Below are 12,889 nucleotides of genomic sequence, written 5' to 3'. Positions count from 1 at the left end.
TGGATGCCCACCCCCCGCACCGACCGAGACGGCGCCCGCCGCAGCATCACCATCGACGACGTGGCACGCTCCGCCGGAGTCAGCAGGCAGACCGTCTCGCGCGCGATCAACGACAAGCCGGAGATCGACCCGGCCACCCGCGAGCGCGTCCTGCAGATCGCCCAGGCACTCGGCTACCGGCCCAATCGGCACGCCCGCGGCATGGCGGGCCCCGGCCTGACGACACTGGGCCTGGTCGTCGCCGACGTGCTCAACCCGTTCTTCCCCGAGGTCGCCGCCGGCGTGCTGGACGCCGCCGACGAGCGCGGCTGGCAGATCGCGGTCTACAGCACCGGGTCCGCTCTGGAGCGCGAGCAGACCGTGGCGGCCACCATCGCCGACCATGTCGACGCCTGTATCGCGTACTTCGACGACGACACGGCCGCCCAGCGCGTCCGCGACAGCGGCATCCCCCTGGTGCTGCTCGATCACAACACCCGCCTGCCGGGCGTCGGCGGAGTCCGCATCGACTTCGAGGCAGGCATGCGCCAGGCGCTGGAGCATCTCACCGACGCCGGGCACCGCCGTATCGTCATGCTCGACGACCAGGGGCGCGACGACGCGGCGGCACCGCGCACCCGCCACCACCTCTTCCGCTCCCTGGTCACCGAGTACGGCCTGGACCCGGCCGAGACCTGGGTCGTGCCCGTCGCCAACTCGGCGGAGGGCGGCGCCCGCGGCATGGACCGGATCCTGGCCGAACACCCCGACGCCACGGCCGTGCTCGGCTACAACGACCTCATCACCGTCGGAGCGCAGCGCCGCGCACTGCGGCGCGGACTCGCGGTGCCGGACGACTGCGCGTTCGTCGGGTGCGACGGTCTGATGCTCGGCGAGCTGGTGGACCCCCCGCTCACCACACTGCACGTGGACAAGCGACAGGTCGGCCGTGCCGCGGTGGAGCAGGTCGCGGCGCTGATCCAGGGCGGAGACCCGCAGCCGGAGACCGTCATCACGCCGCGTCTCGTGGTCCGCCGGTCGACCTGACCGTACGGGCGCGATTTCGCACACTCGCTCCATCACACCTCCGATCTGTATCTCGCTGACCCCGTCGACCCGCTCCCGCACATTCGAGATTCCGAACAGATGCCGACCAGCCGATCCCCCAACTCGCCTAAATTCCCTGGAAACAGGGATATCGGTGGTCGGCTTCACCCGGGTACAGTTCCGGCGTTCGCTCGCGAGACCTCGGATGTCTCTGGCTGAGAACTGCTCAGCCGCGCGAGCCACGAACCGTCGACGGCCGGGCGCAGCGCGCAGAGCCGACCAGTGAGACCGCGCCCGTCCGGTGCTCCCCTCCTCGCCTGTTTCCGTCCACGCGAGGCACTCACGAGAGGGCGACCCAGACCCATGACACCTGAGTCCCACCGAAAACCACATCACTGGCGCACGCTGTGCGCCGCACTGATCCTGGCCCTTGCCGCCACCTTCCTCGGCGGCGCCCCCGCCGCCCGGGCCGAGGTGCAGCATCCGCGCCAGGAGTGGCTGCGCGACTCCACCGCCGGCCTGTTCCTGCACTGGGGCATGTACACCACTCCGATGCACACCGACTGCCGGGAGTGGGAGCGCGCCGTCACCGACGGCGGCTGGAACGCCGACTACTGGGTCGACCAGGCCCGCGACCTCGGCGCCTCGTACATCGTCCTGGCCACCTTCCACAGCGCGCTCGGCTACGCCCGCCCCTGGCCGTCGAAGATTCCCGGCAGCTGCGCCACCGAACGCGACCTGCTCGGCGAACTGACAGCGGCGGGCAAGGCCAAGGGCGTCCACGTCATCCTCTACATGACCGACGACCCGCAGTGGCACAACCGCTTCGACCACGAGGCCCTCGACTCCGCCGCGTACTCCGCCTACAAGGGCAAGGACGTCGACCTGACCACCCGTCAGGGATTCGGTGAGTACAGCTACGACCTCTTCCACGAGGTCATGGACCGCTACGACGACCTGTCGGGATTCTGGATCGACAACGACAACGAGTACTGGGAGGAGCACCACCTCTACGAGCAGGTCCACCAGCGGCACCCGTCCTGGCTGCTGAGCAACAACAACGAGGACACGCCGGAGATGGACACCGTCAGCAACGAGCAGAAGACCGGCATGGTCCCGTCCTACGACTATCCGGCGGCCGTCACCGTCCCGATGCCGCGTCTGACCGAGGCCGACTACAAGCTGCCCTCGACGGGCGACTGGTGGTACTCCGGCCAGGACTCCCCCGTCGACGTACGCCTGAGCACCGGCCGCTACATCACCAATGCCGGCTCCTCCATCAAGTCCCTGATGGGCGAGACCCCGATGGTGAACGGCAAATTCCCCGCGCAGCAGGAGGCGTACAACGCGTTCATGGGCAAGTGGGTCGACCCGATCCGCGAGTCCGTGCACGGCGTCGACGGCGGCGGCTACATGTACGGCGGCATGCAGCCCGGCCTGTGGAACGACGGCGCGCACGGCGTCGTCACCGTCTCCCGCGCCGACGGACCGAAGACCCAGTACGTGCACGTGGTCACGCGCCCGCGCGGCGACATGGTCCGGCTGCGCGACAACGGCTACACGGCGCAGAAGGTGACCGACCTGCGCACCGGGAAGCCGCTGGCGTTCAGCCAGTCCGGCGGCCACCTGTCGATCCTCGGCGTCACGGACTGGGACCGGTACGACACCGTCTTCAAGGTGACCACCGACGGCACGCAGGACTACTACCCCGCCGGCACCGTCAAGGCCACCGCTTCCTCCTCCGCCGACGGGCACGGCGCCAACGCGCTGACCGACGGCGACTTCACGACGTACTGGGACAACGACGGTAAGGGAGCGGCCACCGTCACCCTCGATCTGGGCAAGCGGCGCAAGGCCGTGTCGCTGGCGGTGCATCAGCGGGAGTGGTCGCCCACCGGGGCCCGCGCCACGTTCGGTCGCCTGGAGGACTCGGCGCGCATCAAGGACTACCGCGTCCTCGCGAGCAACGACGGCGACGACTGGAAGGTCGTGCGCTCCGGGGCGCTGCGCAGTGCGCGCGGCGTCCAGTTCATCGACATCGGGGACCGGCAGGCGCGCTACCTCAAGCTCGACGTACGCAGCCTGTGGGGCGGAGCGCAGGCCCAGGCGTTCGCCGACCAGCTGAAGATCGACGAGATCAAGGTGGCGTACGACCGTCCCGCCGCCACCGCGACTCCTGTGCCCCTGGAGGCGGAGGACGCCGATCTGGGCCGTGGCGCCCTCACCTCCGCGTGTGCGGCCTGCTCCGCAGGTGCGCGCGTCACCGGTCTCGGGCACGGAACCGGCGTGACCTTCACCGGTGTGCGGGCCGACACGGCGGGCGACTTCCGGCTGCAGCTCGACCACACCTCGGGCCGGAGCGGCAGCCTCAAGGTCAGCGTCAACGGTGCCGACCCGGTGCGGGTGCCGACCTTCGCCGGAGCCCCGGACGTCCCCGAGTCCTCGGCGATCCCCGTGACGCTGCGGGCGGGAGACAACACCGTCCGGGTCTTCGGCGGCAGTGACGACACTCCGGGACTCGACCGCATCGCGGTGGCTCCGATGCCCCCGTCCTCGTACACCCCCTCGACCAAGCTCACCGTGCGGCCCCACGGTCTGCAGTGGGTCGGCCGGGGCCGGCAGAGCGTCGAAGTCGACGCCACGCTGCGCATGGAGGACGACGAGCAGGTGGACGGGGTCACCCTCGCTCCTCAGGTCCCTGAGGGCTGGACCGTCGAAGGCGGTGCGGTGACGGCCGAGGCGCTGCGCCTGGGCCGGCAGCTGCACGGCACCTGGACGGTGACCTCTCCCCCGGGCCAGGACGTCGGCTCGACAGACGTGCCGGTCCGTGCGAGCTTCCGCTACCTGGGCCAGGACGAGCAGGTGTCCAGCCCCGTACGCATCCGGCCGCTGCCCGCGGACCGGGTGTGGGCCAGGGAGGCCGAGGACTCCGCGAACGTGCTGGGGCCGAACGTCGGCCCCGCCTCCTGCGCCCCCTGCTCCGGGGCGGAGAAGGTCCGCAACATCGGCGGCACACCGGAGGACTCGCTCACCTTCCCCGACGTCGAGGTGGCTCAGGGCGGCACCTACTCCCTGCACCTCGACTACACGGTGAACGGAACGCGCTCGTACGACATCAGCGTCAATGGTGGTGCTCCCGTCCGTGTCACGGTCACCGACACCGGCAACACGACACCGCGGACCACATCGGTCCCGGTGACGCTCGACGCCGGAGCCAACTCCATCAAGGTCTTCAATCCGGAGAGCGGAGGTCCCGACCTGGATCGGCTGTCCCTGTCGCCCGTCCCGTCCCCGTAGCCCGTGAGGCGGACGGCGCGGCGGCCACTGAACGAGGTGGCCGCCGCGCCGACCGCAGGGGGATCCGGGTCAGGGGACCCAGTAGTTGCCGGACGCGACAATCATCGACTGGAGCTGCACGCTGCCTCCGTAGTAGAGCGCCGGGTCGATCGCGGTACCGGCGAGCTTGGTCCACAGGGCGTCGAGCCAGACCTGCGAGCCCGGGTCGGTGAGCGCGGTGACGGCGAACGGCGCGGTGAACGCCATGTCGTGACCGCTGTCGTACGCCGATCCGTTGAGGTGATAGCCGGTGACGACGGCCGCCGGGCTGCCGCCCGTCGTCGTCTTGATCCACGCGTTCAGCTTCCTCGCCGAGGCGAGCGAGGCCGGGTCGCCGCTGGTGACGGCGTCGGTCCCGATGCGCCACGGGTCACGACAGGCGTTCCAGCTGTAGTCGCCGTCGTTGGGGCTCTCCAGGACCTGTCCGGCCGCCGGCTTCGGCGTCCCGTTCGTGCCGACGACGAAGTCCGCGAGCAGGCCGGTGCCGGACGCGTACGTGGCCTGCTGGGAAGTGATCAGGTTCTGGTGGGCGGCCCGGATCGTGTCCCAGGCGGCATCGCCCGTGGCCCGCCGGAACGCCCTGAAGTGGTCGATCATCCAGTCCGAGGACCGCGTGACGTAGTAGTACTGATCGCCGGAGGACGACCAGTCTCCGAGCTTCGTCAGGTGGGTGCTCGGGTTCACCTCGTCGGCCTTGATCGCGTTGATGTGCTTCACCGCGAGGCTCTTGTAGTCGTACGTGCCCGCGCTGCCCCACTGCTTGTCGGCGAGCAGCAGCCCGTAGGCCACGTCCAGGTCCCCGTCGGTCGCCGAGTCCGAGCCGTCGACACTCTTGCAGGAGGAGTCCTGCTCGGCGGCGAGCAGCGAGGAGTTGTGCACGGAGGGGTGCGCCAGCATGTACTTCACCAGGCCGTCGAAGATCTTCTTCGCGTCGGGGTCGGCGCCCGCCATCAGGGCCGTGACGACCATGCCGTAGCCCTGCGCCTCGGCGACGTAGGGGTGGTCGGCGTCCGGCGAGATGATCTCGTACCAGCCGTTGCCGCAGTTCTGTCGTACGAACGCGGACTTCCAGGCGGTGTACTTGGACAGGACGGCCTGGTCGAGGCCGGCCTGAGTCCCTGTCGGCTTCAGGGTCCCTGCCACGTACGGGAACTGATGGCTGCCGAAGGGCACCGCGGGCCCGGTGGACGCCGGCGCCCCGACGGTGACCTTGTCGAGGTTGGGTCCCCCGTTCGCGGTGGTCGCCGTCGCACGGATCGTGCCGGCGCCGGCCTGGAGGGGCAGGTTCACGGTCTTCGTCGCCCAGGTGTCCCAGTCGGCGGTGACGGGGAAGGACACGTTCGTGGCGACGACGGTCCCGTTCACGGAGATGTCCATCGGGCGGTCGGCACTCGTGCCGTTGGCGTAGCGGAAGGCGACCGGGACGGTCGCCGCCGACGCCTCGCTCACGCCGAACTCCACGTACGAGCCGGTGATGTTGGTGTAGTCGACGAACCCGGTACCGGTGTATCCGGTGTGGTTCGTGGCGACCGTGCCCTGCGAGATCGTCGCGTCCTCGGCCTGGAAGTCGGTGGCCGCGTCGGCGCTTCCCGCGCCGAGTGCGAGCATCGGGAGCGCGAGTGCGAACGGCACGACCGCGGCAAGGGCGCGTCTGCGTCTGTTCAGCTTCATGGCGGTGGTTCCCCCTTCTCAACCGGTGTACTGGACGAGGACCTTGAGGTAGTCGTACGGCTGCTGTGTCACGCCGCTGCACGAGTCGCCGTCGGAGCCGGAGCCGCACGACCGGTCGCGGTTGACGGACCAGTAGGTGAGGCGGCCGATGTGGTGCTGCTGCGCGTAGGTGAGCATCGTCTGGAAGTCGCTGATCCGGACGAGCTCACCGGCGTCGTCGGTCGTGCCGTTCATCGACGAGAGGCCGATGTGCGCGTAGGTGACCGAGTCGCTGTACCCGTAGGCGGACTTGACCTGCGCCTTGAGGCCTTCCATGGCCTGGACGGTCAGGGTGCCCATGTTGCCCGTGCCGCCGCCGAAGTCGAACGGCATGACGCACCAGACGTCGTTCGCCAGGCCGGAGGCGGCGCCCCGCTTGATCATGTCGATGCCGGTCGCGTCGGGCCCGCTGCTCGTCGTGCCGAACGTGATGACGGTCTTGATGCCCGCGTTGTTCGCCTTCACGATCTTCAGGGCGTCGATGACGCGCTGGCGCACGGTGGCACTCGCCCACTCCGTGTTCTCGATGTCGATGTCGAGGGCCTTGAGGCCGTAGGCGTTGATGACCTTCTGGTAGGCGCCCGCGAGCGCCGAGGCGCTGGTGCACTTCTCGCCGAGTTTGGCGCCGCTCCAGCCACCGACGGAGACGATCACGTCACCTCCGGCCGCGCGGATCGCGTTGATCTTCGACTGGTCGCTGCCGCCGGTCAGCGGGCGTGAGCCGTCCCAGGCCGGGTTGCAGGTGCCGTCGGAGAGGATGAAGGCGAGGGTGAACCACTTGACGCCGGTCGCGGCCATCACCTGGGTCGGGTCCTGCGGGCTGCCCCAGCCGAGGTACTCGTACGGGGCGACGGCCATGCCCGGTGTGGCGGCCGGTACCGAACCCGCGGTCAGCTTGTCGAGGTTGGGGCCTCCGTTCGCGGTGACGGCGGTGGCGCGGACGGTGTTGCTGCCCGCGTTCAGGGAGACGTTCACGGTCTTGGTGGCCCAGGTGTCCCAGTCGGCCGTGGCGGGGAACGAGACGTTCGAGGCGACGACGGTGCCGTTGACGGAGATGTTCATCGGGCGGTCGGTCGTCGTGCCGTTGGCGAAGCGGAAGGCGAGCGAGGTGCTGCCCGCGCTTGCCGCGTCGACGGTGAACTGCACGTACGAGCCGGTGACGTTGGTGTAGTCGACGAACCCGGTGCCGGTGTATCCGGTGTGGTTCGTGGCGACCGTGCCCTGCGAGATCGTCGCGTCCTCGGCCTGGTAGTCGGTCGCGGTCGCCGCGGCGCGGGAGGCCGGCGAGGCGGCGAACTGCAGGGAGAAGAGACACAGAAGCAGGGCACAGAGCGCAGCGAGCGCGGTGCCGCCGCGGGAGCGGTCCTGAAGGAAGGAGACGTGCACGGTATCGACCTCCGGAGAAGGGGAGTTGGGGGGTTCGAGGTGCGTGCGCGGACGAGCGGGGCGACGGCGCCGATGACTGACAGGAAAGGTTCCTGACAGTCGCGGGACACACGTCGCCCCGGGTTCGCCCGACCCGGGAGGGGTCCGGTTCAGACGAGCTGGTAGCCGAGGAAGTCCTTGAAGCGGATGTATGTGTCCTGGAGCGAGCCAGAAGTGTCGCCGAGCGACCGGTAGATGCCCCACTTGGGCCGGACCCGGTCGGCGATGAGGGTGTCGACGCCGCTCAGCGACTTGTCGATGATGGTGTTCGTGCCGTCGCTGAGGATCCAGCGGACCGTGCCGGACGTGCCGTCACCGACCTTGATCCGGAAGTCCACCTTGGTCCAGGTGTCGTGGAGCGGGTCGAGCGACGTACGGCCCACGAGGGTCCCGGAGAGGGGCAGCGCCAGCTCGATCGTCTGGGCGCCGCTCACCCGGCGCAGCGACTGCACCACGATCGGGGAGGTGCCGGTGCCCGGCTCCTTCATCTGCATGATGTGCGTGAAGGACGTCGTGGCCTTGAGCGAGCTCGGGATGTACATCCAGTACGTGACCCGCCAGGTCTGCCCGGGCAGCCACTGGAGATAGCTGCTGGAGGACGTGCGGTTGCCGGTGACCTCCTGGCGCTGGCGGTCGGTGGACGTGTCCCGGTCCACCATGTGCATGTTGAAGCGGTAGGTGTTGTCCTCGACGTAGATGTGCGGCTGCCCCTCGGGGTGCGAGTCGGCGCGGTCGTCCTCGACCGTCTCGAACGCGCCGAGCCCGTCGTCGTAGGGAGACGGGTTCCACTTCAGCGCCCAGGAGGAGGCCGAGGCGGGAGCGGCCGGCAGGCCGACGGCGGCTGCGGCGGCTCCGCCGAGTGCGGCGCCTAGCAGTGTTCTGCGGGACGTGCCCATCGGTCAGTCCTTTCACAGTGGCGACGGTGACGTCGTTCATATACATGACCGACGTTCATCAACATGCAACAGAGTCCCGGCGTGACGTGCCCCGGTCAATGGTCTGGACCGAAAAGATCGGACCATGATGCGCCAAGGGCACGGTCCGTGCGCGCGGGACGGCGCGCCTCGGCGCCCAAGAGGGGCTCGGGCTCCGGCTCATAGACTGTCCGCGTGCCCAACAACCAGCGACGTATCACCTTGCGCGACATCGCGAAGGACACCGGCCTCTCCCCCGCTGCCGTGTCCTACGCCCTGCGCGGCCTGCAGGTGCCGCCGGAGACCCAGCGGCGGGTGCGCGAGGCGGCGGACCGGCTCGGCTATCAGGTCGACCCGATCGCGAGGGCGTTGGCCTCCGGTCGCACCGACACCGTCGGGGTGCTGTGCCAGTCGCTGACCGACGTGTGGCAGCAGGGGCTCGCGGCGGCCCTCGGCCGCAGGCTGCTGGCGACCGGTCGGCACGCCCTGCTCGTCGACGCCTGCAACGACCCGCAGCTGGAGGCCCGGTTGGCCTCGCACCTCGCGGCCCAGCGGGTGGACGCGCTGATCGTGCTGCCCGTCGATCCCGCCGCCGCGCACTGGAAGCAGGTCGCCGGGCAGACCGCCCTGATCTCGATCGGCGACGGCCTCCCCGGGGTGACCACGGCGGCCGAGGTGGTCTTCGACAACGAGCTGGGCGTCACCGACGCGCTCGGCCGGCTCGCCTCCGCGGGCCACCGCGCCATCGGGGTCGTGACGCCGGGCCTGGCGAGCACCCCCGACCGGCCGGCCGAGAGCATGGTCCACCGGGTGGCGGACGAACTGGGCCTGGCGGTGACCGTGTTCACCTCGCCGTACGACCTGGAGGGCGCAACCGAGGTGGCGCGCACGGCACTTGACCGGCCGGACCGCCCCACCGCGTTCCTGTGCCTGGGCGATTCGATGGCGTACGGGGTCTACGCCGCCGCCCGGGACCTCGGCCTGGCCGTGCCGCACGACGTGTCCGTGCTGGGCTACGACGACCAGCCCCTGTCCCGGCTCCTGACCCCGCCGCTGTCCAGCTACCGCTGGCCCGTCGAGGAGTTGCTCGATCTCATCGTCGAGCGCACGGTGAAGGCCGTCGAGGAGGGCAGGCGCAGTCGACGCAAGGTACTGGCGCCGAGCGTGCAGTGGCGCGGCTCGGTCGCGGGTCCACCGCGCGACGGGTCCCGCCCCGTCTGAAGCGTGGCCCGGCCCCGGCTTCGGCCCGGTGACGCCCGAGCCGGGGCCGAGGCCGGTTCAGCGAGTCCGGACGGGCACGGAGCCGGCCCCGATCGGCAGGTCCAGGTCCGCCGAGCGCAGCAGCGCCGCCGCGGCGTGGACGTCCGCGGTCGGTTTGTGGTCGGCGAGATCGGGGTCGAGGACGGCCGCGGCCGCCTCGTGGAAGCGGGACAGCTCGCCGTCTCCGGGCGGGGTGCGGCCCAGCATGCGCAGGGCGCGCACCGCCCCGACGAGTTCGCAGGCCAGGACGAGGCCGAAGTGGTCCACCGCTTCGGTCAGGCGGCGCGCGGCGGTGGCGGCGAAACTGGCGTGTTCCTCGACCCCCCGGGAGACCACGGCATGACCGAGTGTCACCGGCTGTGCCACGCCGCGCAGTTCGGCGAGCGCGCTGTGCGCGGCGATCTCGGTGATCATCAGGCCGCTGCTCCCGTTCTCCGCCTGGGCCAGGAACGGGGGCAGGCCGGTGAAGGCGGGTTCGTTGAGCGCGCCCTGCCGGGCGGTGGTGAGCTGTGCGGTGCCCAGGAGGGCGAGGCGCATGTGGTCCAGGGCCAGGGCGAGCGGCGCCTGGTGGAAACCTCCGTGGTGGTAGTAGTCCTCGCCGTCGAGGAGCGGGTTCTCGGCGCTGGCGTTGAGCTCCACCGTGAGGACGCTGTCGAGCGCGGTCCAGGCGTCCATGGCGGCGCCGTGGACCTGGGGCAGGCAGCGGAATCCGAACGGGTCCTGGACCAGCGACGGGCTCCAGTCGGCGCGGTCGAGCAGTGCGGTCATGCGGGCGGCGACCTGCTGGGCGCCGGGGTGCGGCCGACGGGCGTGGACGGCGGGGGCGTACGGCTCCAGGGAGCCGTGCACGGCGGTGAGCGACAGGGCCGCGACCAGCGGCAGGCGGTCCAGCAGGGTACGCAGATCGGTGGCGGCGAGCGCCGCCTGGCCGATGGTCAGCGCACTGCTGGAGAGCAGCGGCAGCGCGTCCCAGGAGCTCAGGGTGAGCGGTCGGGGCGGGGCGCCGAGGCCGGTGCCCGGCTTCCAGGGCTGCTCGCCGACGAGCGTGAGGCCGAGTTCGGCCAGCGCGGTCAGGTCGGCGGTGCCGAGCGAGCCGAGCGCGTGGATCTCGGGGACGTGGCCATGGGTGAGGGCCTGTGCGAGCGCGTCGACGACGGCTACGTCGATGGCGGATCCGGCGCCCAGGAGTTGGTTGAGGCGCACCGCGAGCATGGCCCGGGCCTGCTCGACGGGGACGAGGGGGCCGATGCCGCCGGCGTGGCTGCGCAGCAGGCGCAGGCCGAAAGCGCGGGTGGCGTCCTCGTCGAGCGCGGTGGTGCGGTTGGCGCCGACGCCGGTGGAATGGCCGTAGACCGGGCGCCTGGCGGAGGCTTTGACGGCCGCGGGGCGCGCCGCGCTCACGCGTGCTCTGGCCCGCGGGTCCAGGTGGACGGGGCGCTGGGTGCGGGCCAGGGCGGTCACCTGGCCCGCGGTCAGGGAGGCGCCGTCGAAGCGCACGGCGTCGGGGTGTGCGGCGGTCATCAGTGGTGCAGGCCTTCCGTGGTCACCAGGTTCCGGGTCTCGGGCGCCCAGGCGATGCTGGCCAGGGTGCCGAGGAGCAGGACGCCCGCCAGCCAGGCCATCGACCAGCCGACGCCGAGCCGGTCGAGGCTGATCGGCAGGATGAACGTGCCGACGGCGGAGGCGACCCGGCTCGCGCCGTTGAGGAAGCCGACACCGGCGCCGCGCAGCGCGGTCGGGAACAGCTCGGGCGGGTAGACCTGCGTGACGTTGGAGGCGGCCGCCATCACGAACGTGTAGATCACGAACGGCACCATCAGGACGAGGCCGGAGTGGTCGTTCAGCGCGGCCATCGCCGCGAGACACACGGTCAGGACGACGAAGGTCCAGATGGTGAAGGGCCGGCGGCCCATGCGCTGCACCGGCCACAGTCCCACCACGCCACCGAGCAGAAGGAACAGGTTGAGGACCGTGTTCTGCGTGTCCGCGTCCGCGACGTGGAGCGAGGCGAGGATCGTCGACATGAAGGTGTAGATCGCGAAGTACGGCAGGACCTGCGCGCTGTAGAAGATGGCGCCGAACCAGGTGTTGCGACGCTGTCCGGGGGCGAACAGTTCGCTGTAGCTCGGGGTGACCTCGGGCGGGGGCGCCTGGTCCTGGGCGGTGCGGGGTTCGGGTTCCTCCCCGAGGTAGCGGCGGCGGATCTCGTCGGCTTCGGCGAACCGGCCCCGGCTCGCGAGCCAGCTCGGCGACTCGGGGGTGCCGATCCGCAGGAACAGGACGAGCGCGGCCGGGAGGGCGCCCGCGGCCAGCAGCAGATGGGCGGAGCTGTCGCTGAGGGAGATGTAGGTGCCGAGGATGTTGGCGAGCACGTAGCCGACGGTCCACAGGACGGTGAGCGAGCCGAGCAGCAGACCGCGCAGGCGCCGGGGGGAGAACTCGGAGAGGAGGGTCGGGCCCACGGCGTAGTCGGCGCCGAGCCCGAAGCCGATCAGCAGGCGCAGGGCGAACAGGCTCCACGGATCGTGCGCCCACAGCTGTGCGGCGGAGGCGACCGTGATCAGGACGAAGTTGTACAGGTAGAGCTTCTGGCGTCCGATGGCGTCGGCCACACGGCCGAGGATCACGCTGCCGAAGAAGAGACCGATCAGCGCGGAGGAGCCGAGCAGGCCCTGCCAGACGCCGTTCAGGTGCATCGACGTGGACAGGGTCGGCAGGACGGCGCCGATGACTCCCAGCGCGAAGCCGTCGGAGAAGTTCGCACCGAACGTGGTGGCGGTCACGCGCAGGTGGAACCTGGTCAGCCGTTCCTTGGGACCACCGGCTGCCGCTCTCCTCTGGACGGTTGCTTCGGTCGTCATGAAGGCGCCTCCCGGCACAGGATGGGTGGGCGCACGGCTGCCACACGGATCGGGCCGGTGGGGGGCCGGCCGCGCTGAACGAGTGGCACCACGATGCGCGATGGTTCGGGTCAGAAAGTGCGGGGACGAAGAGCGTGGTCCACGCCGCGCACGACCACCGCCCGGGGGGCTGTCCGCGCGGTGGGGCACTTACTGATGCGGTTCAGTGAAGCGCTTAAACGGAAGGTGGTCAAGAGTGGGAGCGCGCGTGAACCGGTCCGCCCCGAGATGCCCGCCCCTGACGGCTTCACCCGCCACCGACCCGCCGCAGCCCAGGTCGAGGAGCTCGCAGCCGGCATGCGGCCGGTGACACTCGGC

General features: G+C 70.7%; 8 protein-coding genes. 3 read left to right on the top strand and 5 right to left on the bottom strand.

The window, feature by feature from the left end:
* Window positions 1-3 precede the first annotated feature (3 nt).
* Together ACZ4E1_RS22050 and ACZ4E1_RS22045 are read left to right on the top strand one after the other, a co-directional pair.
* Window positions 4-1,026: a LacI family DNA-binding transcriptional regulator gene (locus tag ACZ4E1_RS22050; protein WP_467541631.1), complete on the top strand. Its 1,023-nt coding sequence runs from the start codon at window positions 4-6 to the stop codon at window positions 1,024-1,026.
* Window positions 1,027-1,389: 363 nt separating this feature from the next.
* Window positions 1,390-4,323 carry an alpha-L-fucosidase gene (locus ACZ4E1_RS22045; protein WP_467541629.1) on the top strand — a complete coding sequence of 978 codons (2,934 nt, stop codon included), beginning with the start codon at window positions 1,390-1,392 and terminating at the stop codon, window positions 4,321-4,323.
* A 69-nt stretch (window positions 4,324-4,392) separates the two neighbouring features.
* Here ACZ4E1_RS22045 and ACZ4E1_RS22040 read toward each other — a convergent pair whose 3' ends face one another.
* The 3 genes from ACZ4E1_RS22040 to ACZ4E1_RS22030 all read right to left on the bottom strand — a co-directional run bounded on the left by ACZ4E1_RS22040 (window position 4,393) and on the right by ACZ4E1_RS22030 (window position 8,393).
* Window positions 4,393-6,033 (bottom strand): glycosyl hydrolase family 8, encoded by a 1,641-nt coding sequence (locus ACZ4E1_RS22040; protein ID WP_467541627.1) that lies wholly within the window; start codon window positions 6,031-6,033, stop codon window positions 4,393-4,395.
* 18 nt (window positions 6,034-6,051) lie between these two features.
* Window positions 6,052-7,458: a carbohydrate-binding protein gene (locus ACZ4E1_RS22035; protein ID WP_467541625.1), complete on the bottom strand. Its 1,407-nt coding sequence runs from the start codon at window positions 7,456-7,458 to the stop codon at window positions 6,052-6,054.
* A gap of 149 nt (window positions 7,459-7,607) precedes the next feature.
* Complete coding sequence (locus tag ACZ4E1_RS22030; protein ID WP_467541623.1) at window positions 7,608-8,393, bottom strand: Tat pathway signal sequence domain protein; 786 nt, start codon at window positions 8,391-8,393, stop codon at window positions 7,608-7,610.
* Between the two features lie 213 nt (window positions 8,394-8,606).
* Between ACZ4E1_RS22030 and ACZ4E1_RS22025 the strand changes: the two genes are divergently transcribed.
* A complete protein-coding gene (locus ACZ4E1_RS22025) occupies window positions 8,607-9,632 on the top strand; it encodes a LacI family DNA-binding transcriptional regulator (RefSeq protein WP_467541621.1) in 1,026 nt (341 codons plus the stop codon).
* 57 nt (window positions 9,633-9,689) lie between these two features.
* Here ACZ4E1_RS22025 and ACZ4E1_RS22020 read toward each other — a convergent pair whose 3' ends face one another.
* Both ACZ4E1_RS22020 and ACZ4E1_RS22015 read right to left on the bottom strand, forming a co-directional pair.
* On the bottom strand, window positions 9,690-11,192 hold the full coding sequence (locus tag ACZ4E1_RS22020) for an aromatic amino acid ammonia-lyase (RefSeq protein WP_467541619.1): 1,503 nt from the start codon (window positions 11,190-11,192) through the stop codon (window positions 9,690-9,692).
* Window positions 11,192-12,532 (bottom strand): MFS transporter, encoded by a 1,341-nt coding sequence (locus ACZ4E1_RS22015; RefSeq protein ID WP_467541616.1) that lies wholly within the window; start codon window positions 12,530-12,532, stop codon window positions 11,192-11,194. Before ACZ4E1_RS22015 ends, ACZ4E1_RS22020 begins: the two co-directional genes overlap by 1 nt.
* Window positions 12,533-12,889 lie beyond the last annotated feature (357 nt).

The sequence above is a fragment of the Streptomyces sp. NPDC025806 genome (assembly GCF_055558275.1).
This window is presented reverse-complemented; position numbering and strand designations above follow the sequence as displayed.

Excerpts from the sequence above, each read along its gene's own strand:
- ACZ4E1_RS22050 (WP_467541631.1), top strand. The coding sequence starts at position 4 with ATGCCCACCCCCCGCACCGACCGAGACGGCGCCCGCCGCAGCATCACC.
- ACZ4E1_RS22045 (WP_467541629.1), top strand. The coding sequence starts at position 1,390 with ATGACACCTGAGTCCCACCGAAAACCACATCACTGGCGCACGCTGTGC.
- ACZ4E1_RS22040 (WP_467541627.1), bottom strand. The coding sequence starts at position 6,033 with ATGAAGCTGAACAGACGCAGACGCGCCCTTGCCGCGGTCGTGCCGTTC.
- ACZ4E1_RS22030 (WP_467541623.1), bottom strand. The coding sequence starts at position 8,393 with ATGGGCACGTCCCGCAGAACACTGCTAGGCGCCGCACTCGGCGGAGCC.
- ACZ4E1_RS22020 (WP_467541619.1), bottom strand. The coding sequence starts at position 11,192 with ATGACCGCCGCACACCCCGACGCCGTGCGCTTCGACGGCGCCTCCCTG.
- ACZ4E1_RS22015 (WP_467541616.1), bottom strand. The coding sequence starts at position 12,532 with ATGACGACCGAAGCAACCGTCCAGAGGAGAGCGGCAGCCGGTGGTCCC.